Annotated in this window: 29 protein-coding genes; 12 read left to right on the forward strand and 17 right to left on the reverse strand. The window is 71.0% G+C overall.

Annotated elements, in window-relative coordinates; translation table 11 throughout:
- Position 1: 1 nt before the first annotated feature.
- From AFR_RS26375 to AFR_RS26390, 4 genes are all read left to right on the forward strand, one after another.
- Entirely contained in the window at positions 2 to 976 is a 975-nt protein-coding gene (locus tag AFR_RS26375) for a PP2C family protein-serine/threonine phosphatase (RefSeq protein ID WP_023364282.1), read from the forward strand.
- A gap of 11 nt (positions 977 to 987) precedes the next feature.
- Positions 988 to 2,253, forward strand: coding sequence for a vWA domain-containing protein (locus AFR_RS26380; RefSeq protein ID WP_023364284.1), 1,266 nt, complete (start codon positions 988 to 990; stop codon positions 2,251 to 2,253).
- On the forward strand, positions 2,250 to 2,900 hold the full coding sequence (locus tag AFR_RS26385) for a double zinc ribbon and FHA domain-containing protein (protein WP_023364286.1): 651 nt from the start codon (positions 2,250 to 2,252) through the stop codon (positions 2,898 to 2,900). Before AFR_RS26380 ends, AFR_RS26385 begins: the two co-directional genes overlap by 4 nt.
- Positions 2,901 to 2,967: 67 nt before the next feature.
- Positions 2,968 to 3,534, forward strand: coding sequence for a DinB family protein (locus AFR_RS26390; protein ID WP_023364288.1), 567 nt, complete (start codon positions 2,968 to 2,970; stop codon positions 3,532 to 3,534).
- Here the strand turns inward: AFR_RS26390 and AFR_RS43980 are convergent.
- Complete coding sequence (locus AFR_RS43980) at positions 3,522 to 5,210, reverse strand: GDSL-type esterase/lipase family protein (protein ID WP_023364290.1); 1,689 nt, start codon at positions 5,208 to 5,210, stop codon at positions 3,522 to 3,524. The genes AFR_RS26390 and AFR_RS43980 overlap by 13 nt on opposite strands.
- Positions 5,211 to 5,307: 97 nt before the next feature.
- Between AFR_RS43980 and AFR_RS26400 the strand changes: the two genes are divergently transcribed.
- Complete coding sequence (locus AFR_RS26400) at positions 5,308 to 5,760, forward strand: DUF1707 SHOCT-like domain-containing protein (protein ID WP_023364292.1); 453 nt, start codon at positions 5,308 to 5,310, stop codon at positions 5,758 to 5,760.
- Here AFR_RS26400 and AFR_RS26405 read toward each other — a convergent pair whose 3' ends face one another.
- Genes AFR_RS26405 through AFR_RS26415 form a run of 3 tightly spaced genes read right to left on the reverse strand, consistent with a single transcriptional unit; the run spans position 5,761 to position 7,847 of the window.
- A complete protein-coding gene (locus AFR_RS26405; protein WP_023364294.1) occupies positions 5,761 to 6,543 on the reverse strand; it encodes an inositol monophosphatase family protein in 783 nt (260 codons plus the stop codon).
- 9 nt (positions 6,544 to 6,552) lie between these two features.
- Complete coding sequence (locus tag AFR_RS26410) at positions 6,553 to 6,900, reverse strand: VOC family protein (protein WP_023364296.1); 348 nt, start codon at positions 6,898 to 6,900, stop codon at positions 6,553 to 6,555.
- Positions 6,897 to 7,847 (reverse strand): sigma-70 family RNA polymerase sigma factor, encoded by a 951-nt coding sequence (locus AFR_RS26415; protein WP_023364298.1) that lies wholly within the window; start codon positions 7,845 to 7,847, stop codon positions 6,897 to 6,899. The genes AFR_RS26410 and AFR_RS26415 overlap by 4 nt, the downstream gene beginning before the upstream one ends.
- 119 nt (positions 7,848 to 7,966) lie before the next feature.
- On the opposite strand from AFR_RS26415, the gene AFR_RS26420 reads away from it, so the two are divergent.
- Complete coding sequence (locus tag AFR_RS26420; RefSeq protein ID WP_023364300.1) at positions 7,967 to 9,271, forward strand: pectate lyase family protein; 1,305 nt, start codon at positions 7,967 to 7,969, stop codon at positions 9,269 to 9,271.
- Between the two features lie 4 nt (positions 9,272 to 9,275).
- On the opposite strand, the gene AFR_RS26425 is transcribed toward AFR_RS26420, so the two are convergent.
- Complete coding sequence (locus AFR_RS26425) at positions 9,276 to 9,740, reverse strand: SRPBCC family protein (RefSeq protein ID WP_023364302.1); 465 nt, start codon at positions 9,738 to 9,740, stop codon at positions 9,276 to 9,278.
- A 50-nt stretch (positions 9,741 to 9,790) separates the two neighbouring features.
- Between AFR_RS26425 and AFR_RS46860 the strand changes: the two genes are divergently transcribed.
- Positions 9,791 to 9,949 (forward strand): hypothetical protein, encoded by a 159-nt coding sequence (locus tag AFR_RS46860; RefSeq protein ID WP_158510572.1) that lies wholly within the window; start codon positions 9,791 to 9,793, stop codon positions 9,947 to 9,949.
- On the opposite strand, the gene AFR_RS26430 is transcribed toward AFR_RS46860, so the two are convergent.
- Positions 9,925 to 10,860 carry a helix-turn-helix domain-containing protein gene (locus AFR_RS26430; RefSeq protein WP_023364303.1) on the reverse strand — a complete coding sequence of 312 codons (936 nt, stop codon included), beginning with the start codon at positions 10,858 to 10,860 and terminating at the stop codon, positions 9,925 to 9,927. The genes AFR_RS46860 and AFR_RS26430 overlap by 25 nt on opposite strands.
- Positions 10,861 to 10,931: 71 nt before the next feature.
- On the opposite strand from AFR_RS26430, the gene AFR_RS26435 reads away from it, so the two are divergent.
- Positions 10,932 to 11,846, forward strand: a complete 915-nt coding sequence (locus AFR_RS26435; protein WP_023364305.1) for a saccharopine dehydrogenase family protein — start codon at positions 10,932 to 10,934, stop codon at positions 11,844 to 11,846.
- Here AFR_RS26435 and AFR_RS26440 read toward each other — a convergent pair.
- Positions 11,830 to 12,645, reverse strand: coding sequence for a phytanoyl-CoA dioxygenase family protein (locus tag AFR_RS26440; protein WP_023364307.1), 816 nt, complete (start codon positions 12,643 to 12,645; stop codon positions 11,830 to 11,832). The genes AFR_RS26435 and AFR_RS26440 overlap by 17 nt on opposite strands.
- Before the next feature lie 52 nt (positions 12,646 to 12,697).
- On the opposite strand from AFR_RS26440, the gene AFR_RS26445 reads away from it, so the two are divergent.
- Entirely contained in the window at positions 12,698 to 13,693 is a 996-nt protein-coding gene (locus tag AFR_RS26445) for a LacI family DNA-binding transcriptional regulator (RefSeq protein WP_023364309.1), read from the forward strand.
- On the opposite strand, the gene AFR_RS26450 is transcribed toward AFR_RS26445, so the two are convergent.
- Entirely contained in the window at positions 13,690 to 14,022 is a 333-nt protein-coding gene (locus tag AFR_RS26450; RefSeq protein WP_023364311.1) for a HEAT repeat domain-containing protein, read from the reverse strand. The two genes, AFR_RS26445 and AFR_RS26450, sit on opposite strands and share 4 nt — an antisense overlap.
- Positions 14,022 to 16,823: a DEAD/DEAH box helicase gene (locus AFR_RS26455; protein ID WP_041842746.1), complete on the reverse strand. Its 2,802-nt coding sequence runs from the start codon at positions 16,821 to 16,823 to the stop codon at positions 14,022 to 14,024. The genes AFR_RS26450 and AFR_RS26455 overlap by 1 nt, the downstream gene beginning before the upstream one ends.
- Positions 16,824 to 16,909: 86 nt before the next feature.
- Here AFR_RS26455 and AFR_RS26460 point away from each other — a divergent pair, with 86 nt between their 5' ends.
- Positions 16,910 to 17,656: an HAD family hydrolase gene (locus AFR_RS26460; RefSeq protein WP_023364315.1), complete on the forward strand. Its 747-nt coding sequence runs from the start codon at positions 16,910 to 16,912 to the stop codon at positions 17,654 to 17,656.
- Positions 17,657 to 17,666: 10 nt separating this feature from the next.
- Here AFR_RS26460 and AFR_RS26465 read toward each other — a convergent pair whose 3' ends face one another.
- The 7 genes from AFR_RS26465 to AFR_RS26495 form a co-directional block, all read right to left on the reverse strand.
- Positions 17,667 to 17,864 (reverse strand): hypothetical protein, encoded by a 198-nt coding sequence (locus tag AFR_RS26465; protein WP_023364317.1) that lies wholly within the window; start codon positions 17,862 to 17,864, stop codon positions 17,667 to 17,669.
- Between the two features lie 101 nt (positions 17,865 to 17,965).
- Positions 17,966 to 18,865 carry a YegS/Rv2252/BmrU family lipid kinase gene (locus AFR_RS26470; RefSeq protein WP_023364319.1) on the reverse strand — a complete coding sequence of 300 codons (900 nt, stop codon included), beginning with the start codon at positions 18,863 to 18,865 and terminating at the stop codon, positions 17,966 to 17,968.
- A gap of 24 nt (positions 18,866 to 18,889) precedes the next feature.
- Positions 18,890 to 19,837, reverse strand: a complete 948-nt coding sequence (gene tatC, locus AFR_RS26475; RefSeq protein WP_023364321.1) for a twin-arginine translocase subunit TatC — start codon at positions 19,835 to 19,837, stop codon at positions 18,890 to 18,892.
- A gap of 6 nt (positions 19,838 to 19,843) precedes the next feature.
- Entirely contained in the window at positions 19,844 to 20,209 is a 366-nt protein-coding gene (tatA, locus tag AFR_RS26480; RefSeq protein ID WP_023364323.1) for a Sec-independent protein translocase subunit TatA, read from the reverse strand.
- 168 nt (positions 20,210 to 20,377) lie between these two features.
- A complete protein-coding gene (locus AFR_RS26485) occupies positions 20,378 to 20,647 on the reverse strand; it encodes a hypothetical protein (protein ID WP_023364325.1) in 270 nt (89 codons plus the stop codon).
- A 10-nt stretch (positions 20,648 to 20,657) separates the two neighbouring features.
- Entirely contained in the window at positions 20,658 to 21,644 is a 987-nt protein-coding gene (locus tag AFR_RS26490; protein ID WP_023364327.1) for a helix-turn-helix transcriptional regulator, read from the reverse strand.
- Entirely contained in the window at positions 21,641 to 22,636 is a 996-nt protein-coding gene (locus AFR_RS26495) for a helix-turn-helix transcriptional regulator (RefSeq protein ID WP_023364329.1), read from the reverse strand. The genes AFR_RS26490 and AFR_RS26495 overlap by 4 nt, the downstream gene beginning before the upstream one ends.
- Before the next feature lie 89 nt (positions 22,637 to 22,725).
- On the opposite strand from AFR_RS26495, the gene AFR_RS26500 reads away from it, so the two are divergent.
- Both AFR_RS26500 and AFR_RS26505 read left to right on the forward strand, forming a co-directional pair.
- Positions 22,726 to 23,751, forward strand: coding sequence for a cation diffusion facilitator family transporter (locus AFR_RS26500; RefSeq protein ID WP_438829908.1), 1,026 nt, complete (start codon positions 22,726 to 22,728; stop codon positions 23,749 to 23,751).
- Between the two features lie 8 nt (positions 23,752 to 23,759).
- Positions 23,760 to 24,842, forward strand: coding sequence for a DUF3866 family protein (locus AFR_RS26505; protein WP_023364333.1), 1,083 nt, complete (start codon positions 23,760 to 23,762; stop codon positions 24,840 to 24,842).
- Positions 24,843 to 26,086: 1,244 nt separating this feature from the next.
- On the opposite strand, the gene AFR_RS26510 is transcribed toward AFR_RS26505, so the two are convergent.
- The gene (locus tag AFR_RS26510) at positions 26,087 to 26,719 is read right to left on the reverse strand and encodes an O-methyltransferase (RefSeq protein ID WP_023364335.1); all 633 of its coding nucleotides are present in this window, start codon (positions 26,717 to 26,719) and stop codon (positions 26,087 to 26,089) included.
- Between the last annotated feature and the right edge of the window lie 58 nt (positions 26,720 to 26,777).

Here is a 26,777-nt window from a genome sequence, read left to right on the forward strand (position 1 = left end):
CATGACCGCTCAGGAGGACTGCGCGTCCTGCGCCGACGAACGCGCCGCCGGAGCCGCGTTCTGTGAGAACTGCGGCAAGGCCCTGGCCACCGGGGCCGGGCTCGCGATCGGCAAGGACTGCCCGTCGTGCGGCGCCGCCGGGGTCGTCGGCGACGACGGCTACTGCGGCAACTGCGGGCTGCTCGCGGCCCGCCCGCGTGACCACGTCGAGGCCGACGCCGGGCTGATCGCCGCCGCCGTCACGGACCGCGGCCTGCGGCACCACCGCAACGAGGACGCGATGTGGCTGGCGACCCGCGGCGCGGACATCGACATCGTGGTCTGCGACGGGGTGTCGTCGTCGTTCGACCCGGACGTCGCCTCCGAGACCGCCGCCGAGGCCGCCGGCAAGGGCCTGAGCGCGGCCACGGGCGAGCTGCCCGAGAGTGTCGCCGAGGCCCTGATCACCGCCGGCGCCCAGGTCGCCGAGCTCGCCGGGACCGGCGACCCCCGCCGCGCCGCGTCCAACCCGGCCTGCACGATCGTCGCGGCCTGCGTCCGCGGCACCGAGATCGGGTACGGCTGGGTCGGCGACAGCCGGGCGTACTGGATCCCCGCCGAGGGTGACGCCGAGCAGCTCACCGAGGACGACTCGTGGGCGACCCACGCGATCTCCCTCGGGGCCGAGCCGCAGGCCGCCTGGAACGACCCGAAGGCGCACGCCATCACCGCCTGGCTGGGCGCGGACGCCGGGAAGATCCACCCGCGGACCGGCTCGTTCTTCGCCGAGACACCCGGGCACCTCGTGCTGTGCAGCGACGGCCTGTGGAACTACCTGACCGAGCCGGCCGCGTTCGCCGACACGGTGCGCGCCGCCCTGCGTGACACGGACAGCCTGCTGGCGGCGGCACGGTCGCTGATCGACTTCGCCAACGCCGCGGGCGGCTCCGACAACATCACCGTCGTCCTCGTCCCCCTGAACACCCTCGACAGCTAAAGGGAGAGCCCGTGCCGTACACCGCCGAGGCGTTCCAGAACGAGTTCCTCGCCCTGGGCGCGACCGAAGTCAACGCGATCGTCACCGTCGCCTCGTCCGGCGCGGAGGGCGGACGGCGCACGGCCGGCGCCACCGAGATCATCATCGTGGACTGCTCCGGTTCGATGCAGGCCGAGGGTCGCATGGCCGCCGCCCGGCAGGCCGCCAAGGCCGCCGTGAACTGCATCGACGACGGCGTCCGCTTCGCCATCATCGCCGGTGTCAGCACGGCTCAGCAGCTCTTCCCCGCGCCGGGCCAGCTCGCCGTCGCGACCGCCGAGACCCGCGCCCAGGCGATCAGCGCTATCGACCGCCTCCAGGCCAACGGCGGCACCGCGATGGGCGCCTGGCTCAAGCTCGCCGGCCAGCTCTTCTCGCAGCGCCCGGGCGACATCACCCACGCCATCCTGCTCACCGACGGCGAGAACGGCGAGTACCAGGGTTACCTGGAGAGTGTCCTGCAGGAGATCGGCGGCAGCTTCACCTGCGACTGCCGCGGCGTCGGCACCAACTGGACCGTCTCCGAGCTGCGCAAGATCGCCACGGCCATGCTGGGCACGGTCGACATCGTGGCCCGCCCGCAGGACCTGGCCGAGGCGTTCGAGCAGATGATGACGGCCGCGATGGGCAAGACCAGCGCCGACGTGCAGCTCAAGGTCTGGACGCCGGTCAACTCCACGGTCCGCTTCGTCAAGCAGGTCGAGCCGCAGGTGGCCGACCTGACCGGCAAACGTGTCGAGGACGGCCCTCGTGCCGGCCGCTACCCGCTCGGCTCCTGGGGTTCGGAGAGCCGCGACTACCACGTCTGCATCGACGTGACCGCCGGCGCCGCCGGCGACGAGATGCTCGCCGCGCGGGTGTCCGTCGTGGAGGGTGACACCGTGCTGGCCCAGACGCTCGTCCGCGCGGTCTGGACCGAGGACTCCGCGCTGTCGACCCGCATCAACCGCCAGGTCGCCCACTACACCGGTCAGGCCGAGCTGGCCGACGCGATCCAGCAGGGCATCGAGGCCCGCAAGGCCGGCGACGACCGGACGGCGACGCTCAAGTTCGGCCGGGCCGCCCAGCTCGCGCACGAGAGCGGCAACACGGCCACCGAGGAGCTGCTGGCCACGGTCGTCGACATCGAGGACGCCGCGACCGGCACGGTCCGCCTGCGCCGCAAGGTCGAGGCCGCCGACGAGATGGCCCTCGACACCCGCTCCACCAAGACCGTCCGGGTGGGACGTGCCCAATGACGACCTTCGCCTGCCCGAAGGGCCACGCGTCCACGACGGACGACTTCTGCGACACCTGCGGGGCCAAGATCGGTGGCACCGCGGTCTTCTCCCCCGGTGTCGCCCCCGCCGCTCCCCCGGCCTTCCCCAGCGGCGAGCCGTGCCCCAACTGCGGCACGCCGCGCGCCGGTGCGGGCCGCTTCTGCGAGGACTGCGGCTTCGACCACAGCACCGGCAAGGTCCCGGTCCTGACCCAGCCCACGACCGCGGCGGCTCCCGTGACCGGCCAGTGGACGGCCACGATCTTCGCCGACCGTGAGTACTTCGAGGCCAACAAGATCGAGGGTGTCGACTTCCCGGAGGAGACCGGCGAACGCACGGTGTCCCTGCCCGCCCCGCAGGTCCGGATCGGCCGCAAGAGCACCTCGAAGGGCACCGACCCGGAGATCGACCTCGCGGACGCCGACCCGGGTGTCTCCCACAGCCACGCGCTGCTGACCCTGAGCGTGGACGGCGTCTGGCTGGTCTCCGACCTGGGCTCGACCAACGGCACCTGGCTCAACGACGAACCCCGGCCCCTCACCGCCGGCCAGACCCGCAGCGTCGGCGACGGCGACCACGTCCACGTCGGCGCGTGGACGACCATCACCCTCCACGCCCCGGCCTGACCCCACGCGGCCCGCACCGGCGCGGTGCGGGCCGCCCCCTTGCCACCGGGTGGCAGGCTCGACTCCTGTGATCGACGAATACGCGAAGGACTACCTGCACGACGAGCTCCAGTTCACCCGCCGCGCGCTGGTCCGGAAACTTGACGGCCTGTCCGAGTACGACATCCGGCGCCCCCTGACCGTCACCGGCACCAACCTGCTCGGCCTGGTCAAACACCTGGCGACCTGGGAAGCCCGCTACCTCGGCGAGATCTTCGACCGGCCGTTCCCCGAGCCGCTGCCCCGCTGGCAGGACGCGGACGGCAGCGACCTGTGGGTGACCCCGGACGAGACCCGCGACGACATCATCACCTTCTACCGGCGCGCCTGGGACCACGCGGACGCGACGATCACCGAACTCCCCCTGGACGCCCCCGGCCACGTGCCCTGGTGGCCCCGCCCCGACGTGAAACTCTTCGGCGTGATCGTCCACATCCTCAACGACACCGCCCGGCACGCCGGCCACGCCGACATCCTGCGGGAGCAGCTGGACGGCCACACCGGCGTGACCGGCGACGAGCAGCAGATCGACACCCCGGCCCGCGAGGCCCACCGGGCCGGGGTCGAACGCGCCGCCTCCGCCTACCGGGCGTAGACCTCCACCTCGTAGATGCGGGTCAGGGGGTATTCGTCCTGGCGGCCCGCGTCCACGGTCACGCGGACGTGGCGGGCGGTGACGGGGTCGGCCGAGCTGGTCGTGATGCCGTCGGCGTTGTCGGTGACGGTGGCGAAGGCGGTCCAGGTCTCGCCGTCCTCGCTGGTCTCCACGTGGTACGCGCGGGTGTTCCAGGCCAGTGACTCGCCGCCGGCCGAGGCGTGGCGCAGGACCACGCGGCCGACGGGTGAGGCGGTGCCGAGGTCGACCTGCCACTGGCCGGCTGCTCGGGTACACCATTTGCTGTTGGTGGTGGTCACGCCGTCGGTGGCCTGAGCCGGGGTCTCCGTCTCCGCGCACGGCTCGGTGGTCGCGGTGGCCGGCCGGTCGAGGGCCAGGTTCTGCGCCGGGAGGCCGTGGTCGGTGACGGCGATGTCGTCGACGAAGCCGCGGAAGACACCGGTGGCGGCCGGCTGGTCGTAGCCCAGCTGCACACGGTCGACCGTGCGACCGGCCAGCGCGGACAGTGACACCGTGACGAGGTTCCACTGGTTGACGACCAGGTGACCACCCTGGCCCTGGTGCAGCGGGTGGGCGCGGACGCCGTACTGGTCGACGGCGGTGGAGTCGCGCAGCGAGCTGCCGTCGGTGAAGAGCAGGCCGACGGCGACGTAGGTGCCGTTCGTCTGCTGGGGTCGGATCCAGTACGACAGCACGGAACTCGGCGAGATCCGCAGGTGCGTGTCGAAGACCCGCATGTACGAGTACGAGAGGCTGGTGCTCTGGTCGTTGCCGGAGTACATCAGGGCGTTCGCGCCGCCGTGGGACGTGCCGGTGCGGGGGCCGGTCTCCATGGTGGTCAGGCCGGCCTGGTACCCGCCGACGCCGGACGCCCGGTCCACGGTGTCGATCCAGGTCGGCGCGGTCTCACCCGGTTCGAGACCGGTACGCAGCAGCGGCCACTCCCGTCCCCCGCCGAGCACCGGCTCGAGGGCCGAGTGCCAGAGGTTCGCCATCTTCTCGTACCCGGTGTTGTTCGGGTGCAGCGTGTCGGCGAAGTCGGCGTCGGTCATGGTGTCGTGCAGGTCGGCGCTGCGGATGTTGTGACCGGCCGCCGCCCGCGTGGCCACCAGCCCCGGGATGGCCGCGTTGTACGCGTCGATCTTCGTGTTGAGGGCGTCCTGCCGCGTCGGGACGATCTCGGCGACGATGAGGGTCGCCGACGGGCGTACCTGGTGGATCTTGTCGAGGAGCAGGCCGAGCCGCTTCGAGGCCGTGCTGGTCTCATGGTCCTGCCAGAAGTCGTTCGTGCCGATGTGCAGCAGGATGACGTCGGGCTGGGCCGCGGTGAGCCAGCCGGTGACGTTCGCGGTGATCTGGTCGATGCGATAGCCGGAGTGGCCCTCGTTGTCGGTGTCGGGCAGCGAGCCGGAATTCATGCTGCCGACGAAGTCGACGGCGAGCCCGGCGCCGGCGACGAGCTTGGTCCAGAGCCCGGCGCGGTAGCCCGAGCCGGGGATCGAGCCGTTCATCGAGCCGGTCCCCCAGGTGATCGAGTCACCCAGCGGCATGATCTTGACGGCCCGCCCGGTGACCGCGGCGGCCTGGGCCGGCGCGGCGATCGCGGGGACCAGGGCCACGACAAGCGCGGCCAGAAAGAGGTGAAGACGACGCATCCGGTATTTCCCCCATGATGTTGATGAAGGCCCGGAACCTACCGGAAAGCAGCGTTTCCCCGCCGCCCCGCTCCGCGGCGCGATACGTTGCCCTTCGATGAAGGACGAGCGCATCGGCACAGTGCACCGCACCCAGGTGCTCGACCAGCTGAGTCGGGCACTCGACGAGGGCCTGCTGACCACACCGCAGTACGACGCCCGCGTGGTCGCGGTGAGCACCGCGACGTACGCCTCCGACCTGCTCGGTCAGGTCCAGGATCTGCCGCCGCGGCTGCAGTGGGATCCGCGCAACGCGGCACCACCGACCCCGCCGAACCGCAACGCCGGGCGGATCTCGCTGATCCTCGGCGTGATCAGCATCCCGATGGCGTTCTGCCTGCTGGGGTGGATCCCGGGCATCGCGGCGATCGTGATGAGCACCCGCGGCCGGGGCGCCCACGGGGTCGGTCCGGCGCTGTTCGGCCGGGTGCTGGGCATCATCAGCGTGGTCCTGTCGATCGGCGCGCTGCTGGCCCTGCTCTTCGTCCGCTCGTCGAGCACGTCTCCGTAGTTACACCGGCCAGAGCACCGCGTGCGCCGCGTGCCACAGCGCCGGATTCGCCGCGAAGAGCGAGACGCCGGCCCGGGGGCCACGGATGCCGTCGGCGCCGCCGTACGAGCCGCCGGCCTCCGAGACGATGAGCGAGGTGGCGGCGAAGTCCCAGACCTGGCCGCGGGTCTGCAGGGCCAGGTCGAGTTCGCCGTTCGCGACGAGCAGCGCCGCGTGCACGTCCCAGTCCACCACCGAGGCCACGGCGGCCAGGGGCGCGGTGATCGCCTCGTCGGCCGCCGTCAGGTTGGGCGGCACCGGAATGGCACCGAGGCGGGCGCCGGCCAATGCCGTCGTGGCCTGACCGACGTGGAGGCGCTGCTCACCCGTACCGTCGAGGTCTGCCGAAAAGGCGCCGCCACCGCGACTCGCCCACCAGACCCGGCCCTGCGCGGGGACCGCGGCCACCGCGGTGGTGATCTCGCCGGCCTCCTCGAGGGCGAGCAGGACGAGCCAGCGGTTGTCGCCGGCGACGAACTGCGCGGTGCCGTCGATCGGGTCGATGATCCACCGGCGCTCGCCGGCACCGGTCGCGCCGCCCTCCTCGCCGAGGATCGCGTCATCGGGCCGCGCGGCGGTCAGCACCTCGCGGACGGCGGCCTCGACGGCCCGGTCGGCCTCGGTGACCACACTGCCGTCGGTCTTGCGTTCCTGCGGCAGATCCGCGAGGGCGGCAAAATACCGCAGGCCGACGGCCGCCCCCGCGAGGACGGCCGTCCGGGCCAGCTCAAGATCACTCTGCACGCACCCATCCTAGGTCCGGCAGGTGAGGTTGACGGCGTTGCCGTCGGGGTCCTCGACGTGGGCGACCCGCTGGCCCCACGGCATGTCGTTCGGCGGTCCCAGCACCGTCCCGCCGAGCTCCTTCACACGCGGCAGCAGCGCGTCCACGTCGTCGACGGCGAAATTCAGCGCGATCCGCTGCGGCGCCTCCAGGTCCGTCTTGTCCTCGGCGACGATCCCCAGCTCGGAGTCGCCGACCTGCAGACCGACGTAGAAGTCCTCGTACCGCATCACCTCGTGCGCGCCGAACAGCCCCTGGTAGAAGGCCAGCAGACGGGCGGTGTCCCGCGTACAGATGATCGTTTGCAGGGTGCTCACGATGAATCCTCCTCGTTCTCGGAGGGGATACGCGGCAGCGGCCCGGAACTCATCGGCCGCTCGTCGAGAAAAGTGACGATCTCGGTGATGAGGCCGCCCGCGGTCTCGAAGAGCATCAACGCGAACGGCTCGAACGCGCCACCCGGCCCGGTCGGCCGCTCCTGCCAGAACGCCGTCGTGCCGTTCATCGCCACCGGGACCATCCGCGCGCCCTCGCACGACCCGCCACCGTGACGCAGCACGTCGGCGATGGCCTCCCGGCCGCGCAGCCACCAGGTGAACGGCGGCATCGACATCGTCGCGTCCTCGTGCAGCAGCGCGATCATCGCGGTCACGTCGTAACGGGCGAACGCCCGGCAGTAGCGGTCGAGCAGCGCCTCGGCGTCCGGCTCCAGCGGCGCGACCGGCGCATCCCGGCGGACCGACGCGCGGGCCCGTTGCAGGGCGCTGGTCACGGACGCCTCCGAGGTCTCCAGCAGGGCGGCCACCTCGGCCGCCTGCCAGCCGAGCACGTCACGCAGGATCAGCACGGCCCGCTGCCTCGGTGACAGCTTCTGCAGCGCAGCCACAAACGCCAGGCGTACGGACTCACGGCGAACCGCCTGCTCGGCGGGGTCGTCGGCCCCGGGCAGAACCCGGGCGTCGGCGATCGGGCGTACCCAGGTGGACTCCGGCAGCGGCACACCGAGCGGGGCGCCCGCCTCCACGGCCGGGCCCAGGTCGACGGGCCGGGCCCGCCGCTGGGCGCTGCGCAGCATGTCGAGGCACACGTTCGTGGCGATCCGGTAGAGCCAGGTGCGCAGCGACCCACGTTCCTCGTCGTACCGGCCGGCGTTCTTCCAGGCGCGCAGCAGCGTCTCCTGGACCGCGTCCTCGGCCTCCGATCCCGACCCGAGCATCCGGTACGCGTACCCGGTCAGTTCGACGCGGAAGTCCTCGGCCTGCACCGCCCCAGCCTAGGGAGACTGCAAACTTCCTGCACATTCGTTTCCATTGACTGGCCGAAACACGCGTGTAACCGTTGGCTCCGGTAAGCGCTTTCCTCCCCTCTTCCTGGAGCGCGTCCATGCGTACGTTCGCCCTGGCCACCGTCGCTGTTCTCACCGTTCTCGGCCTCAGTCCCGCCGTGCCGGCCACCGCCGCCGCGGGCGCCTCCCCCGCTGCTCTACAGCTGGCGCGGCAACCTCTCGCGGCCGGTGACGGCTGGGCGTCGGCCGGAGCGGGCACCACCGGCGGCTCGGCCGCGGACGACGCCCACATCTTCGTGGCCCGCAACCGCGCCGAGCTGCTGGCCGCCGTGAGCGGTGACGCCGCCCCGCGGATCGTCTTCGTGAGCGGGCGCATCGACATGAACGCCGGCGCCACCTGCGCCGACTACGCCGATCCGGCCTACGACCTCGACGCGTTCCTGGCAGCGTACGACCCGGCGGTGTGGGGGCGTGCCACCAAACCGACCGGCCCGCTCGAGGAGGCCCGCGTGCGGTCGGCCAGGAACCAGGGTGACCGCATCAAGATCCCCGTGCCGGCGAACACCACGATCATCGGCATCAACGGCGCCCGCATCGACCACGGCAGCTTGACCCTGACGAACGTCGCCAACGTGATCGTTCGCAACCTCGAACTCACCGATGCGGCCGACTGCTTCCCCGCCTGGGACCCGACCGACGGCGAGGCCGGCAACTGGAACTCCCTCTACGACCTGGTCTCGCTCAGCGGCGCCACGAACGTCTGGCTCGACCACAACACGTTCAGCGACGGCAACAACCACGACGCGGACCAGCCGATCCGCCTCGGCCGCCCGTACCAGGTCCACGACGGCGCCAGCGACATCATCCGCGGCTCCGACCTGGTGACGGTCTCGTACAACAACTATTACGACCACGACAAGACGATGCTGATCGGCTCGACCGACACCCCCGGCGTCGACGTCGGCAAGCTCCGCGTCACGATCCACCACAACCGCTTCGCCAACGTCGTCCAGCGGGCGCCGCGCGTCCGCTTCGGCCAGGTCGACATCTACAACAACGCGTACACCGCGACCGACGAGAGCTACGGATACTCACTGGGCGTCGGCGTGGAGTCCAGCATCTACGCGGAGAACAACTTCTTCCTCCGCGCCGAGGACCTGCCCGACAGCGAGATCGTCCACTACTGGAAGGGCACCCGCATCACCGCGATCGGCACCCTGGTCCAGATCGGCCACCGCACTCCCCAGCCCGTCGACCTGGTGGCGGCCTACAACGCCGCCCACGACCCGGACCTGTCGCCGGACGCGGGCTGGACACCCACCCTGCGCCTCGGCCTCGACCCGACGGCCGACGTTCCCCGCCTCGTCAACACCACCGCGGGAGCCCGGCGACTCGGCATCTGACCGGTCAGGCCTTCTCGACGTACGACGCCAGGTTGGCCAGCGAGGAAGCGATCCCCTCCTCATGGTCGGCCTGGCTGATCCCGGACGGCACGTCCTCGGCGGTGACGGTCACCTCGGTGGCCTCCCCGGCGGGAACGAGGTGCCACGTCATGGTCATGACGCCCGCAAAAGCAGGATCGTCAGCCTCGAAAACAGCTCGTTGCACCACACGCTCGGGCGCCACCAGGTCGCCGAACTCGATGTCGACAACGTCCGTCGCCTCCGACGTCTTGCCGGGACTGCCGGCCGCGTCGAGATAAGTGAGAACCATCCGGAACCCGCCCCCGGGCCGGGGATCCCACCGCTCGACACGCCCGCTCATCCCCTCGGGCGGCAACCACGCCTCCAACGCTCCCCGGTCGAGAAGTGCGTTGTAGACGGTCGTCGGCGATGCGGCGATCAAGCGGCTGACGCGGTCGGTGCGGCCCATGGCCCGATCCTAGGCCCGGCGCAGTTGACCTGATCGCATACGGTCAGCCGATGGAGACCACGGAGAACAAGACCCCGTCCCGCGATCCCCAGCTGGTGGAGCTCGCCTCGCCCAGCGAGGTCGGCCTGCTGGTGCTCGGCCTCGGCGCTTTCGCCACCGCGCTCTTCTCCTGCCGCCGCCGCTCTCAGGGCCGGAAGGTGCGGCGGTAGGTTTCGGGCGGGACGCCCAGCTGCTCCTTGAAGTGGCGGCGCAGGGTTGTCGCCGTGCCCAGGCCCGTGCGTGACGCGAGCTGTTCGATGCTCAGGTCCGTAGTTTCCAGGAGTTCCTGCGCGAGCCGCACCCGCTGCGTCAGCAGCCACCGCAGTGGACTCACTCCCGTCACCGCGTGGAAGTGCCGGGCGAGGTTGCGGGTGCTCATTCCGGCGCGGCGGGCCAGATCGGTCACGGTCAGCGGCTCGGCGACGTGTTCGAGCGCCCACGGCAGCAGTCCGGCGAGTGCGTGGTCCGGCCCGTGCGAAACCGCCGCGGGGATGTACTGGGCCTGGCCGCCCTGCCGGTGCGGGGGCACGACCAGGCTGCGCGCGAGGGCGTTGGCCACCGCCGTACCGTGGTCGGTCCGGACGAGGTGCAGGCAGAGGTCGAGGCCGGCGGCTTTGCCCGCGGAGGTCAGCACGTCGCCGTCGTCGATGTAGAGGACGTCCGGGTCGACGCTCACCGCGGGGTAGCGGTCGCCCAGCAGCGTCGTGTGTGCCCAGTGGGTGGTGGCGCGGCGGCCGTCGAGAAGTCCGGCTTCGGCGAGCACGAAGGCGCCCGTACACAGGGACGCGATGCGGGCGCCGGCGTGGTGGGCCGCACGGACCGCGGCGACCAGGGTGGGTGGCGGGGTTTCCTCGGCGTCGCGGCAGGACGGGACGATGACCGTGTCCGCGTCGGCGAGCGCGTCGAGGCCGTGGCGGATGCCGGCCGTGAGCCAGCCGCCGACCGCCGCGCCGTCGTCGCCGCAGACGGTGAAGTCGTACCAGGGTTCCGCGAGTCCGCGGTCGACGCCGAAGACCTCGCAGGCGGCGGCCAGCTCGAACAGGGGCGTGCCGTCCGTGACGGCCAGGGCGACGGAGGGCATGTCCGAAACTGTACGGGGCGTGTCGTTCCGGACGCTGGTCCCTCCGGCGGGCAGCCCCGAGGCTGGACACCATGAACAAGCGGATCGCGGTCCTGGGGGCCACGGGCCACACGGGCGGTTTTGTCGTCGCCGAGCTGCGCAGCCGGGGCGTGACATCGATCCCGTGCGGCCGCGGCACCGATCTGGACGCGGCGTTCCGCGACGCCGACGCGGTGATCAACTGCGCCGGACCTTTCGCGGCCACCGCCGAGCCGGTCATCCGGGCCGCGATCCGCGCCGGGATCGCCTACCTGGACGTCACCGCGGAGCTGGAGGTCGTCGCGGACACCTTCGCCACCTTCGCCGGGACGGAGATCCCCATCGTCCCGGCGGTCGCGTTTTTCGGCGGCCTCGGCGACCTCCTGGCAACCTCAGCGATGGGCGACTGGAAGAGCGCCGATCAAGTGACCATCGCGTACGCCCTCAGCAGCTGGCGTCCCACCCCCGGTACGAGGGCCACCGGCCGCGTCTCGGCCTCGCGGCGCAACGGCCGGCGGATCGTCTTCGCAGCTCACGAGCTGCACGAGATGACGGGTGACGCACCGCGCAGCAAGTGGACCTTTGTAGAGCCCGTCGGCACGCGAGAGGTCGTCGGCGAGTTCACGACGGCCGACAGCGCCACGATCCCGTCGCATCTCGACGTCCGGGAGATCACCACGGTCATGTCGGCCAACGCGGTCGACGACCTGCACGGCCCCGATCCGCAGGGACCGGTCGCCGTCGACGGGCTGGGGCGTTCGGCGCAGACGTTCCTGGTCGAGGTCGTCGCCCGGTCCAGCACCGAGGAACGCCGTGCAGTGGCGAGCGGCCACGACATCTACGCAATCACCGCACCGCTGGTCGTCGAGGCGGCGCTGCGCGAGCTGGCTCCGGGTGTTGCTTGCGTCGGCGCTCGTTTCGACGCCGCTGCCTTCCTCGAGGAGCTTCCGCTCACGCCTCGCCCATGACCAGGCCCTCGATGGTGTGCTTCTGGGTGATCGGCGTGAGCTTGTCGACGATCGGGCAGTGCAGGTGCTGCTTGACCTGCTCGGGCAGCGTCTCCCAGAAGCCGTGGGTCACGGCCGTGTCGTGCCGCTCGCCGTTGATCCCACCGGGCGCGTCCACACCGAGAACGAGCACGGGCCGCGACTTCTGCGAGTAGTTGCGGGTGCCCCGGTGGATGGTCAGCGCCGACCGGGCGGAGATGTCGCCGCGCTTGGGGTACTTGCGGACCGCCCGCTCCTCGTAGCGAGGATAGAACGGCTTCGGCGGGAACATGCCGTGCCCGAAGGCCGGCTCGTCGTCGAACTGCGTGCCCGGAGCGATCTCGAACGGTCCCATGTCCTCCTCGGTGTCGACGCCGGTCAGGTTGAACGCGAGCGAGTCGAGCCGCCGCTCCGACCGCGTGATCTCCGGCATCGGGAAGTCGCGGTGCCAGGGCTGGTTGATCGCGCCGGCGAGCGGCACGTCAAAACCCAGTTCCACGATCTCGTACGCAGGACCCAGAACCGCCTCGCACACCGCCGTCACCCACGGATGAGTGACCAGGTCGACGAACCCGCGCAACTGCTCGGGGTGGATCTCGACGTAGTAGCGGTGCGGTCCACGGCCGACCGCCCCGTCCGGACGGGCGAGCGCCTCGGCAAAGGCGGTCTCCATGTCCTCGCGGAGTGCATCGGCCCACTCGACGCTGAAAGCGCCCTTGCAGGCGGTGATGCCCTGGTCGTAGATCTCGTCCCTGGCCCGGGTGGCGTCAACAGGTGTCATGCCCTCATAATTGCAACGTGGCATGCAACGTTGCAAGTGGAAGTTTTCGCGGATGAGCGCAGGCCTGCGTGAGGTCGCCGCCCGCGCCGGGGTGTCGGTGCGCACGGTGTCGAACGTCGTGAGCGGCTTCGCCCTGGTCGCCCCGGAGACCCGGGCGCGGGTGCAGCGCGCCATCGACGAACTGCAGTACAGACCCAACGCCGCCGCCCGCCACCTGCGCGGCGGCCGGTCCGGGCTCGTCGCGCTGGCCATCCCCGAGATCGCCTCGCCCTACTTCGGCGAGCTGGCCGGCCTGCTCGTCCGCGAGGCGGAGCAGCACGGCTGGATGCTGCTCGTCCAGCAGACCGACGGCGACCCGGACCAGGAACGCCGCCTCCTCGAAGGGGTCCGCGGCCAGGTCATCGACGGCCTGATCCTCAGCCCGTGGGCACTGTCCCCCGAGGACCTGCGCCGCGGCCCTGGTGGTGTGCCCCTGGTGCTGCTGGGTGAGCAGGACGCCGACGGGCTGCTCGACCACGTCGCCGTCGACAGCGTGGCGGCCGCGTACGAGGCCACCACCCACCTGATCGGTATCGGCCGCCGGCGCATCGCCGCGATCGGCCTGCAACCCCACCTGGAGAACGGCACCGCCGCCCGCCGCCTCGACGGATACCGCCAGGCGCTGCACGCCGCCGGCCTCGAACCCGACCCGGCGCTCGAAGTCCCGGTGCAACGTCTGCACCGCGCGGACGGTGCCGCGGGGCTACGCAGCCTGCTCGACGCGGACGCCTCGTTCGACGCCGTCTTCTGCTTCAGCGACCAGCTCGCGCTGGGCGCGATGCAGGCCGCACAGCAGCACGGCCTGCGCATCCCGGCCGACCTGGCCGTCGTCGGCTTCGACGACGTGGAGGACGGCCTCTACGCCACCCCGTCGCTGACCACCGTTTCCCCCGACAAGGCAGCCATCGCCCGCGAGGCGCTCACCTGCCTCGCCGACCGCACGCCGGACAAACCACCCCGCCGCATCGTCGCCGCCCACCGCCTGGTGATCCGGGACAGCGCGCCTTAGCCCGGCGGGTTGTTCTGTCTGTCCCGCCAGAGCAGTGTGCGCGCCTCCTTGGTGTCGAGGGCTTCGAGGCCGTGGCGGGCCCAGCGGCGCATCGTCTCGTCCTCGCTGGTCAGCTCGGCGGCGAGCACGTCGAACGCCTTCGGCGAGCGGGCGTCGCCGAGCAGCATCAGCAGAGAGAGGCGGGCCGGGCCACGCTCCCGGTCGTACTCGGCCAGCAGGTCGTCGACGAGTTCGCGCGCGTGACGGCTGATCGCGAAGTAGCCGTCGTCGGACGTGCCGGGATCGCGGCTGTGGAGGAGCCGCAACCAGCGCTCGAACTCGCGGGCCATCAGAGTGCCGTCTGGTAGGCCAGCACTCCCCGGTTGATCGCGGTGATCGCCTTGCGCGCGGTGTCGCGGACACCCTGCGAGGCCGACGACGCGTCCTTGAGCTGGGCCAGCAGGTCCAGCACCTGGCGCGCCCAGCGGACGAAGTCGCCCGCCGGCATGTCGGACTCGTAGTTGTGCCCGCTCGCCAGCACCTTGGCCAGCGGCTCACCGCGGGCCCACCGGTACATCGGCCAGACGAACCCCGGATCGGGCTCCCGGGTCAGCGACAGGCCGTGCGCGGCCTCGTCGGACTCGATCTCGGCCCACAGCTTGTGACAGTCGTCGACAGCGACCGTCGTTGCGCCCTTGGGCACCGACGCCCGCTCGTCGCCCTCGCGGCGCGACTCGTAGAGCACCATGGACACCGCACCCGCGAGCTCCTCGGGGGCCAGGCCCTCCCAGACACCGCGGCGCAGGCACTCGGCGACCAGCAGGTCGGCCTCCGTCCAGATGCGGCCGAGCATCCGCCCGGAGTCGGTCACCTCGCCGTCGGCGGTGAGGTAACCCCGGCCGGCGAGCACCGCGCAGACCTGGTCGAAGGTGCGGGCCAGCGACCCCGTCCGCCCGGAGACCTTGTCGCGCAGGGCGTCGGTGTCGCGGGCGAGGCGGTGGCGGCGCTCGGCGAACCGGGCGTGCTCCTCCCGGTCGGGACAGGCGTGGCACGGGTGCTGGCGCAGCTGCACCTTGAGCAGCGCGATCTCGGCGTCCTCGCCGGGGGCGGCACCCTTGTTACGGCCGCGACGGCCGGAGCCGCCGGTGTGCCGGTCGAGGCCGGTGGCGCTGACCATGGCGGCCAGGTCGCGGCGGGCCGCGGGCGAGCGGTGGTTGAAGTGTTTCGGCACCCGGATGCGCTCGAGGACGTCGACCGCACCGGGGAAGTCGGCCGGGCTGACCCGGCCCGCCCAGCGGTCCTGGGTGAGCACCAGCGGGCGTGGCTCACCGAAACCGCCGTTGACGGGCTCCAGGACCACGGCCAGACCCGCGCGGCGGCCCTGGGGCACCCGGATGACGTCACCGACGCGGAGCTTCTCCAGTGAGGACACCGCGGCCGCACGGCGCTGCGTGACACCCTGCCGGGCGATGGCCCGCTCGCGGTCGGCGATGGCGATGCGGATGCCGAAGTATTCGTCGAAGTCGCCGTGGTGGCAGGCGCCCTCGTCGCCGTACGTCCGCATGGTCTCGAGGTTGCGCTGCACCTGCCGGGCCAGGCCGACCACCGAGCGGTCGGCCTGGAACTGCGCGAACGACGACTCCAGCAGGTCGCGGGCCTTGTCGGCGCCGACGGTCCCGACCAGGTTGACCGCCATGTTGTAGGACGGGCGGAAGCTCGACCGCAGCGGATAGGTGCGGGTCGAGGCGAGACCGGCCACGTGCCGCGGGTCGACCTCGGGGCTCCACAGCACGACCGCGTGACCCTCGATGTCGATGCCCCGGCGACCGGCGCGCCCGGTCAGCTGGGTGTACTCCCCCGGGGTGAGGTCGACGTGCGCTTCACCGTTGAACTTCACCAGGCGCTCGAGCACCACGCACCGCGCGGGCATGTTGATGCCCAGCGCGAGGGTCTCGGTCGCGAAGACGGCCTTGACCAGGCCGCGGACAAAACACTCCTCGACGGCTTCCTTGAAGGCGGGCAGCATGCCGGCGTGGTGGGCGGCGACGCCGCGCTCCAGCCCGTCGAGCCACTCCCAGTAACCCAGCACCGACAGGTCCTCGGACGGGATGCTCGCGACCTTGGCCTGCGCGATGCGGCGGATCTCGGCGCGCTCGTCGGCGTTGGTGAGCCGCAGCCCGCCGGCCAGGCACTGCTGCACGGCCGCGTCACAACCCGCCCGGCTGAAGATGAACAGGATCGCGGGCAGGAGGTTGGCCCGGTCGAGCCGGTCGACAACCTCGGCCCGCGGCGGCGGCTGCCAGCGGCGCGTGCGCCCGCCGCGGCCCTGCCAGCCCGGCCCGGACGTCCGGTCGGTCAGCTCGAGCCGACGCAGCATCTCGCGGGTGTATCGCAGCAGCTCCGGGTGCACGTCGTGCTTGCGGGCCGCGTCGGCGTCGTGGAACAGGTCGAACATCCGCTTGCCGACCAGCATGTGCTGCCACAGCGGGACCGGCCGGTGCTCGCTGACCACGACCTCGGTCTGACCGCGGACGGTCACGAGCCAGTCGGCGAACTCCTCGTAGTTGCTGACCGTGGCCGACAGCGAGACCAGCGTCACGGACGCCGGGAGGTGGATGATGACCTCCTCCCAGACCGCGCCGCGGAAGCGGTCGGCGAGGTAGTGCACCTCGTCCATCACGACGTAGGCCAGGCCCTGGAGACTGGCCGAGCCGGAGTAGAGCATGTTGCGCAGCACCTCGGTGGTCATGACCACCACGGGTGCGTCGCCGTTGATGACGTTGTCGCCGGTGAGCAGACCGACCTGCTCGGCGCCGTAGCGCTCCACCAGGTCGTGGTATTTCTGGTTGGACAGGGCCTTGATCGGCGTGGTGTAGAAACACTTGCGGCGGATGCCGGAGCCGTCGGCCCGCAGCGCGAGGTGCACCGCGAACTCACCCACCACCGTCTTGCCGGCGCCGGTGGGCGCACAGACCAGCACCCCGCTGCCGCGCTCGAGGGCCTCGCAGGACTGCCGCTGGAAATCGTCGAGGTCGAACCCGACGTCGAGCATGAAGTCCTCGAGCGCCGGGAACTCGGCCACGCGGGCCGCCCGGCGCCTCGAAGCCGCAAACCGCTCGGCGGGGCTGACATCGTCGGCGGGGCTTGTCATGAACACCAGGCTAGTGCGTACCTGTGACACAACGAAGGTCATGGCTTGCCGGGCGGTTGCCGACAGTTCCGTCACAGGCGCTAGGTATGGTGCACGGCGTGCCGGATGCCGCCGATTCGACTGCCTACCCGTCGCGCCGACAGGTCGACGCCGTGCTCTTCGATTTCCACGGCACGCTCGCCCAGGTCGAGGAGCCCGTGGCCTGGGTGATCGCCGCCGCGGCCGCCTGCGGGCGCGAGCTGGAGCGGGGCAAGGCCACGATCCTGGCCGATCGCCTGGTCACCGCCGGCCGGGCCGGCGGACCCCTGCCCTACCGCGTCCCGCTGCACCTGGCCGAGCACTGGGCCGACCGTGACCTGTACGAACACAGTCACCGCGCCGCCTACACGGGCCTGGCGGAAACGGTGAACACCGACGTCGAAGGTCTGGCGGACGCCCTCTACGACCGGCTACTGGGCGCCGACGGCTGGCTCCCGTACGCCGATACCGAGGCCACCCTGCGCACCCTGCACGACGCGGGCATCAAGGTGGCGGTGGTCAGCAACATCGGCTTCGACATCCGCCCGCACTTCGCCGCCTGGGGCCTCGACGGCCTGGTCGACGCGTTTGCGCTGTCCTACGAGGTCGGCCGCACCAAACCCGACCCGGCGATCTTCCTGCGCGCCTGCGGCATGCTCGGCGCCGACCCGGAGCGCACGCTGATGGTCGGCGACAGCGCCGCCGACGCCGGTGCGGTGCAGGCGGGCTGCGCGGCGCTGGTCCTGCCGGCCGCCGAAGCCGGGCGGCACAACGGCCTGGGCGCCACCCTCGCGCTGGCGGGCTGCCTGGTCTAGAGGGCTGGGTCTAGAGGTACGTGTCCACGAGTGTGCCGAGCGTGCTCGACACACTGCGGATCGGCTCCTGCTCGTCGGCGAGTGCGACATGGTCGGCGATCGTCGGAGCAGCCTCGGTCTCCCGCGCCTTCGCAGCGTTCGCGGACGCGTCGGCCGACGCGAGGGTCGCGGTGGACACGGTGCCCGAGCTCAGCGATCCGATCGACATGCTGCCTCCCCGATGATCTGCGGCTTCACCGGTCACTTCGGCCCGCTCCGACCGGCGCTGACCCCGGGGCGCCCACCGCAACCGGACCGCACCCGCACGGCTCATCGCAGCAGCCGCAGAGCCCCGGGCACGCAGGACACGACAAGATCCAGGGGCGCGATCCGCTCGCCATCGGCGTACGCGATGATGTCCTGGGAAGTGATTTTGATCTCTCTGGCCCGGTAACTGGTCACGGCCGGATCGGTCACGTGGGTGCCGCGGCGCAGGCGTGGCTTGAGCCGGGCGATCGCGCCGCGCCCCAGCGGACCGGCGATCACGACGTCGAGCAGGCCGTCGGAGGGGTCGGCGTCCGGGCAGATGAGCATGCCGCCGCCGTAACTGCGGCAGTTGCCGATCGCCACGATCACCCCGGTGAAGCTGCGGTCGGCACCGTCGAGGATCAGCGAGTACCGGCGGGGCCGGAGCCGCGTCAGCTCCAGCGCGATGGCCAGGTCGTAGCGGCGCGGGCCGCGCGGCCAGCGCATCCGGTTGGCGCGCTCGTTGACGATCGCGTCGAAACCGGCGGCCAGGACCGCCCCGAACCACCGCACGTCACCCTGCGCGGTTGTCACCCGGGCCAGATCGATCGGGGTGGCCCGCCCCTCGCGGACAGCCGCGGCAATCGCCTCCGCAGCCTTCAGCGGATCCCCCGGTACGCCGGTGCCGGCCGCGAAGTCGTTGCCCGTCCCGGCGGGGACCACCCCGAAGCCGACCTGCGTGCCCGCCACCGCCTGCATCGCGCGGTGCAGGGTGCCGTCGCCACCCACGGCCACCAGGGCACCGATGCCCTCGGCGACAGCCCGGTGGCAGGCCTTCTCGGCCTCCTCGGCGGTGGCCGCGCTCAGCATCCGCACCGCCCGCCCGGAGGACGCGAGCCGGTCGACCACCCCGGGAAGCAGACCGCGGTGCCGGCCACGCCCCGCACGAGGGTTGGCCAGCACCGCGATGTCGTTGCTCGTCACAGCCGGAGGTTACCGGCCGGCGTGTCAGGTCATGTCGTCGTAACGGCTCTCGAGCGGCAACGGTTTCGACACGGGCTCCGGCGACTCGACCGGGGACGGCATCTCGATGCGGTTGCCCGCGGCGACCGGCTCGCGGTCGTCCTCGAGCGGCGAGACCGCGTCGTCGTCGAGACCCTCGTAGATCTCCTTGCCGCGGCCCTTGCGCTTGTCGTTGATGGCGGCCACACCCACGGCGATCAGGTAGAGCAGCACCATGCAGGCCGCGAGCAGCGTCATGCCGAACGGCCCGGGGTCCGGGGTCGCGATGGCGGCAAAACCGAAGGACAGGAAGACGACGATCCGCCACCAGCCCATCAGCTGCTTCGCGGTGACCACGCCCGTGAAGTTCAGCATCAGCAGCACGAGTGGGAACTCGAAGGCCACGCCGAACAACAAGATCATGCTGGTCACGAAGCCGACGTATGCAGTCACCTCGAGTTGCGTCGAGCTGCCGATGACGCCGGCCTGCATGATGAAGGCCAGGCTGTGCTGGACCACAAAATAGGCCAGGACAGCGCCGCCGGCGAACAGCGGCGCGGCGATCGCGACGAAGACGTAGGCCCACTTGCGCTCGTGCCGGTGCAGGCCCGGTGCGATGAACGCCCACAGCTGGAACAGCCAGACGGGGGCGCCGACGATCAGACCGACCCAGAGCGCGATCTTGAGCCGCAGGATGAGGGTGTCGGCGACACCGAGGACGAGGAAACGGCACTCCCCGTCGATGTACGAACTCGGCAGCGCGCAGTACGGGCCCGACAGCAGGTGGAAGACCGGCTGGGACACGATGAAGCCGACGATCAGGCCGGCGATGATGCCGAGCGACGCCCAGAAGAGGCGGTTACGCAACTCCCGGACGTGCTCGATCAGCGTCATGGAGCCGTCGGAGGCCTGCTGGAACTTGGTGGGCCCCGATCGGCGCAGGGAGAGGGCCACGACAGGTCAGCGGTCGTTGGTGCGCTGCACCGGGTCGACGTACGGCTGCGCCGGCGGCTGCTGGTACTGCTGGCCGTTGGCCGGCGGCGCCTGCTGGTACTGCTGGCCGTTGGCCGGCGGCGGCGCCTGCTGGTAGCCCGGCTGACCCGGCTGGTGGATCTCGTTGGGGTGGAGCGGCTGCCGCGAGTACTGCGGCTCGGCCTTGTCGGCGACGTTGTCGTCCTTGTCGTCGACGAGGCCCTTCGTCTCCGCCTTGATGATCCGCAGCGACCGGCCCAGCGACCGGGCCGCGTCCGGCAGCCGCTTCGCGCCGAAGAGCAGCACGAGGACGACTACGAAGATGGCGATGTGCCACGGCTTGAGGGCGCCCATGGGTAACTCCAGTCGATCGGATCAGGGTCCTGACGGGTGATGCGGGGTCCATCGTACGTGTGGTTGTTGAGAGAGACCCCTGCCGGACCTGTTTGATTAGGCTTCGGCCCGAGGAATTTTCGGACAACGGGCCGCGAAGGCCGCACGCTACCACGCGGCTCAGGCCTTCTATAAGGAGTGTTTCCCGTCCGAGGCGCCCCGGCCCGCCTTGATGACGGCCAGCTGGGACTGCATGAGCTCGGCCCGTTGCTGCAGCTCAGCGACGGACTGCTCGAGCACCACGGCACCCTGTTGCAGCTTCGTCGCCTCCTGCTGGCGGCGTTCGAGCTTGCGCCCGGCCCGTTCCAGACCCGAGAGCCGGCCCAGCACGGACAGCACCGACGCCACGAGAACGATCAGGGCGAGGACCACCACGGCGATCACGATCCACTTCACCATGGCGGACAGCTTAGGCGGTGGCCGGTGCCGGGGCTGCGTACTGGTCCAGCGCGGTGGAGGCTTGTTCGCGGATGCGGTCGACCAGCTCGACCGGGCCGACGACGGTGACGTCCGAGCCGAGACCGAGCAGCAGGCGCTGCGCCCAGCCGAGATCGGTGACCCGCATCGTCACGATCCACTCGTCGCCGTCGCGCCGGACCTCCTCGCACGGGTAGTACTCGGTGATCCACCGGCTGCCGCGGCCGACCCGCAGCGTGACCAGCGGCAGGTCCGGCGTCGGATGGAAGATCCCGTCGCTGACGTCGTGCGGCACCGCCTGCGCCGGGGGCGCGGACGGCTCGTCGAGCTCGGTGAACGCGTCGATGCGGTCGACCCGGAACAACCGTGTGCCCTCGGCCCGGCGGCACCAGGCCTCCAGGTAGGCGCGCGGGCCGACCATCAGCATCCGCATCGGGTCCACGACCCGGTCCGTCGTCTCGTCGCGGGCGGCCGTGTAATAGGTGAGCCGTAGCGCGTGCCGGCGCTCGACCACACCGCGGATCGCGTCGACCTTCTCGACGTTCGCGGGCAGCCGCACCGCGACCGGGGTGTCGGCCAGGTCGCCGGCCGCACTCTCGATCTTGGCGAGGGCCCGTTCGATGGCGTCCCGCGAACCGATCCCTGGTGTCTCCGCGAGCATCCGCAACGCCACGACCAGGGCAAGTGCCTCGTCGGGGTTGAGACGCAACGGCCGGTCGATCCCGGCGTCGTAGGTGATCGTCACCCGGTCGTCGGTGAGCGCCATGTCGATCAGGTCGCCCGGCCCGTAACCCGGCAGGCCGCAGACCCAGAGCAGCTCCAGGTCCTCCCGCAGCTGCCGCTCGGTGATCCCGAAGGCCGCCGCCGCCTCGGCGACCAAAATCCCCGGCCGGGCCAGGAGATAGGGCACCAGATTGAGCAGCCGGCCCAGGCGGTCGGCCGAGGCCTTGTTCTCCCGGGTACGCGGCTGAGGCGTCATCGGGCCACCGCGGGAAGCACCCGCTCGTGGCGCACCACGACCTCCTTGAGCTGCTGGATGACGGCTTCACGAAGCTCGGGCGGGCCGTCCGCACGGACGTCGGCGCCGTAACCCACGAGCCGCGACGCGAGCCACTCGACGTCGGAGTAAGGCACGGTCAGTCGGTCGCCGTCGGGACCGGGCACCGTCTCGACCGCCATCCGGCGCAGACCGGCGGCCCGCCCGTGCCGGACGAACACGGTCGCGCGGCCGTTGCGCTCGACCGGCCCGGACCAGCGTGCGACGTGGCTGATCAGGTCGACGTTCTCCGGCGGGGTGAACGCGCCCTCGGACCCGACGGCACGCACCGAGCCGACGATGCGGGACAGCCGGAAGCAGCGGGTGGCGTCACGGTCGCGGTCGTGGCCGACGACGTACCAGCGGCCCTGCCAGCAGACGACACCCCACGGCTGGAGCCGCCGTGTGGACGGTTCGTCGACCTCGGGTACGCGGTAGGAGAAGGTGACCGCCCGGCGGGAGCGGGCCGCCCCGGTGAGCGGCCCGAAAGCCGGGTCGACCGTGACGACCGGCTCGACGCCGAGGGTGGCCTGCGGGTCGACCTCGACACCGGCGGCGCGCAGCTTGGCGAGACCGGAGGACGCCGCGGCGGCCAGGCCGGCGTGCTGCCAGAGCCGCGCGGCGATGCCGACAGCGGCCGCCTCGTCCGGTTCGAGCGGAATGTCGGGCAGGGCGTACTCGCGGTGGGCGATCCGGTATCCGGACTCGGTGTCGAAGGCACTCGCGAGGCCGGTTTCGAGGGGAACGCCCAGCTCACGCAGCTCGGCCTTGTCCCGTTCGAACTTGCGCTGGAACGCTTCGTGGTCGCGCGGATCCTCCGGGTCGTGCTCGTAACCGGGGACGGTCGCGGCGATCTGCGCGGCGGTCAGGAACCGTCGCGTGGACAGCAGACAGATCACCAGGTTCACCAGGCGCTCGGTACGGGTCCGCGACACGACCGAAACGCTAGCAGCATCACCGCCGAAGAGCGGTACTCGCAGGCCGCGGACGGTTATTCGTACCCGGGAAGGGAATGCATGGTCCCGTGCCCGAGACCCCAGAGACCCCCTTCGGAGTGGCGGCCGCGACCGTGCTCCCCGCCCCGTCGGAACCGGAACCGCAGGCGGAGAACGAAAGCGTCGGCACCGTCATCATCGCGGGCCTCGCCAACCTGGCCATCGCGGCGGCCAAGCTGGTCGCGGGCATGCTGTCCGGCTCGGCCGCGATGCTGTCGGAAGCCGCGCACTCCTTCGCCGACACCGTCACCGAGGTCTTCCTCTACGTGGCGCTGCGCCGCGGTGGCAAGGCCGCCGACGAGGAGCACCCGTTCGGTTACGGCAAGGAGAGCTTCGTCTGGGCGTTCATCGCCGCCCTGTTCACCTTCGTCGGTGGTGCGGGCTTCTCCATCTACCACGGTGTGACGACCATCATGACCGGCGAGGAGGGCGGCGACTACCTGCTGTCGTACATCGTCCTGGCGGTCTCGTTCGTGGCGGAGGGCACCTCGTTCCTGCGCGCCAAACGACAGGTGGCGGGCGCGTCGAGGAAGTGGGGCATCACGCCGTACAGGTTCCTGCGGCTGACACCCGACACGACCGTCAAGGCTGTTTACTTCGAGGACTCGGCCGCACTGATCGGCCTGATCCTCGCGGCGGTGGGCCTCGGCCTGACGGAGCTCACCGGCTCGGAGTTCTGGGACGGTCTCTCCTCGATCGCGATCGGTCTCCTGCTCCTGGTCGTGGCGACCATCCTGGCCAGGGCGAACGTGTCCCTGCTGGTCGGCCGCGCGGTTCCGCGCCGCATGCACAACCAGATCGCCGACGACCTGGCCGGCATCCCCGTCGTGACCTCGGTGCCGACCCTGCTGACGATGCAGCTCGGCCCCGGCGACATCCTGGTCGCCGCCAAGGTCGACTTCGACGACGACGTGTCCGGCGCAGAGATCGAGGAAGCCTCCGACGAGGCCGAGCGCCGCCTCCGCGCCCGCTACCCCGGGATCCGCTACGTCTTCCTCGACCCCACCCGCGGCAAGGCGGGTCGCAACCACCGAGACGGCGGCGTCGACCTATAGTCGCCGCCATGGTGCGCTGGCGATCAGGAACGGTCTCGACGGTACGACGCGAGTGGCGCGGTGCGCTCGAACTCGACGTCACGACCGAGGACGGGGAGGTGCGCGCGCTCGCGTACCCGTCCCTGACCGGCACCCCCGAACCCGGCGACCGAGTCCTGCTCAACGTGGGTGCGCTCGTCATGGGCCTGGGCACGGGCGGCTACGCGCTGGTGGTGGCCCTCCCCGACCGCCTCCCCGCCGACCCCCCGACCACCGGCACGGACCGCGACGCCGGTCACCTGGTCAAAGCCCGCTACACCCCCCTCCAGCCCATCCTTCTCGGCGTCGACGAGGAAGCCTCCCCGCACCGCGCGGTGATGGCCGAAGCAGACACCCTCGACGGCATGCCGGTGGTCACCGCAGACCTCCACTCGGCTCTCCCGGCGATCCTGGCGGGCATCCACGCCGACCGCCCCGACGCCAAGGTCGCCTACGTGATGACCGACGGCGGCGCCCTCCCCGCCTGGTTCTCCCGCACCCTCGACGGCCTCCGAAACCACCTCGCCGGCACCATCACCACCGGCCAGTCCTTCGGCGGCGACCTGGAGGCGAGCACCGTCCACACCGGCCTCCTGGCCGCCCGCCACGTCCTGCAAGCCGACGTGGCGATCGTCGCCCAGGGCCCGGGCAACCTCGGCACCGGCACTACCTGGGGCTTTTCCGGCGTAGCCCTCGGTGAAGCCGTCAACGCCACGGTCGCCCTCCAGGGCACGCCGGTCGCCTCGCTGCGCATCTCCGACGGCGACGGCCGGCCCCGCCACCGCGGCGTCTCCCACCACAGCCTCACGGCGTACGGGCGGGTCGCCCTGGTCCCGGCCGACCTGGTCATCCCCGACGACCTTCCTGTCGACCTGGCGAAGGAGGTCGCGGACGCGCTGGCGCCTTTGACCACGCTGCACCGGGTGGTCGAGGTTCCGACGGCCGGTCTGGACGCGGCCTTGCAAGCGAGCCCGGTCAAGCTGTCCACGATGGGCCGTGGTCTGACCGAGGACCACGCCTACTTCATCACTGCCGCAGCGGCCGGGCGTCACGCCGCCACCCTCATCGTCTGAGCATCCGGATCACGTATCGCGCGGACGGACTCGATCTGTCCGCGCGGTGCCCTCGGCGCAGGACTCTCGTCAAATCGCGCTTGACCGCCGCCGTATCGCCGCCTGACCTCCTGCCCGCACGCCTGCATGACCGCCTGCCCGCACGCCCGGCTGTCCGCCTGTCCGCCTGTCCGCACGCCCGCACGCCCACACGCCCACACGCCCACACGCCCGCACGCCCGCACGCCTGCATGACCGCACGCCTGCATGACCGCCTGCCGCCTGCCCGCCTGCCCGCCTGCCCGCCTGCCCGCCTGCCCGCCTGCCCGCCTGCCCGCCGATGCTTGACTCGGGTGGGCACTCTGCTGGCGCTGCGTGAAGGCGGGCCCAACTTCCTTGCAATTGGGCCCGCTAAGCGCCCCCTGAGCCCCACTTCAAGGAAGTTGGGTGGATCAAGACGGAGGCGGCTACTCGATCTTGTCCGCAACCAGATCGAGGCGGCACCGAGCCGTTCCACGATCGGTGAGATCGCGCCTGGCACCGACCGCCGGCCCGCCCGCCGACGCTCGGCGCGGGCAGGCACTCGGTCGGCGCTCCGTGAACAGGGACTCCAACTTCCTTGAAGTCGGGGTCCTCCCACTGCCCAAAGCCCCAACTTCAACGAAGTTGGTCCCTCCGAGCACCTCAAAGCCCCAACCTCAAGGAAGTCAGGCCCACCACGCGCCCCCAAGGCCCAACTTCAACGAAGTTGGCCCCTCCCAACGCGCCAAAGCCCCAACCTCAACGAAATTGGGGTCTCTAAGCGCCCAAAGCCCCCAATCTCAAGAAGGCTGGCCCCTCCACGCGCCCCGAAGCCCAACCTCAACGAAGTTCGCCCCTCCGAGCGCCCCGAAGTCCCAACCTCAAGAAGGTCGGGCCCACCAAGCGCCCCCAAGGCCCAACTTCAACGAGATTGGCCCCTCCGAGCGCGCCAAAGCCCCGACTTCAACGAAGTTGGGCTCTCAAAGCGCCCGAACCCCCAACCTCAAGGAAGTCGTGTCGATCAAAGGGCGCGGCAGGCCGCTCAAGCTTGTGCGGACGGGATCGGGCAGCAGCACCGAGCCATTCCATGACCGGGTAGATCGCGCCCGGCACGGACCGTCACGCCGCCCGCCGGCACCAGCCCCAGATACCAGGGCGGCGAGCCGACCACTTCCACGGGACCGGCAGGCCGCTTCGCCAACGGCAGCCCCACTGATCCGGAGATGATCCAGCTCAAAGACCGGTCAAAGCTTGCGGATCAGGGTGACCCCGTCACGGACGGGAAGCATGACCGATTCCACCCTTTTGTCGGCGACAACCGTGTCATTCATGCGTTGCATCGCGGCGACCGCAGGCCGGCTCGGGTTCTCCTCCAAAATGTGTCCGCGCTGCAGGACGTTGTCGAGGACCAGCAGACCGCCCGGCCGGAGGCGTTGCAGAAGCTCTTCGTAGTAGACCGGATAGCCCTCTTTGTCAGCGTCGATGAAACCGAAGTCGATGTCCGCCTCGGCCGGAAGCGCGCGAAGGGTTTCGGCGGCGGGGGCCAAGCGGAGGTCGATGCGGTCGTCAAGCTCAGCTCGCTGCCAGTATTTGCGGGCGGTGGCGGTCCATTCCGGAGAGACGTCGCAGGCCAGGAGATGACCGTCCGGGCCGAGGCCACGGGCGATGCAGATGGCGGAGTAGCCGGTGAACACCCCGACCTCGACGGCTTTGCGGGCGCCGGTGAGTTTGACCAGCATGGTCAGGAGGGCGCCTTCGTCGTGGGAGATCTGCATGCCGGCGGCGTCGGGGAACGTGGCGGCGGTTTCGGCGGCGAGGTCGAGCAGGATGTCGTCGGCGGGCGTGCAGTGGGCCAGAAGATAGTCGCTGATCGTCATGCATCAAGCGTCTAATATTTTCGACGCTTGCACAAGAGTCGAGTTTCCTTGACGCTTG

Source organism: Amorphoplanes friuliensis DSM 7358, from assembly GCF_000494755.1.
Taxonomy (GTDB): Bacteria; Actinomycetota; Actinomycetes; order Mycobacteriales; family Micromonosporaceae; genus Actinoplanes; species Actinoplanes friuliensis.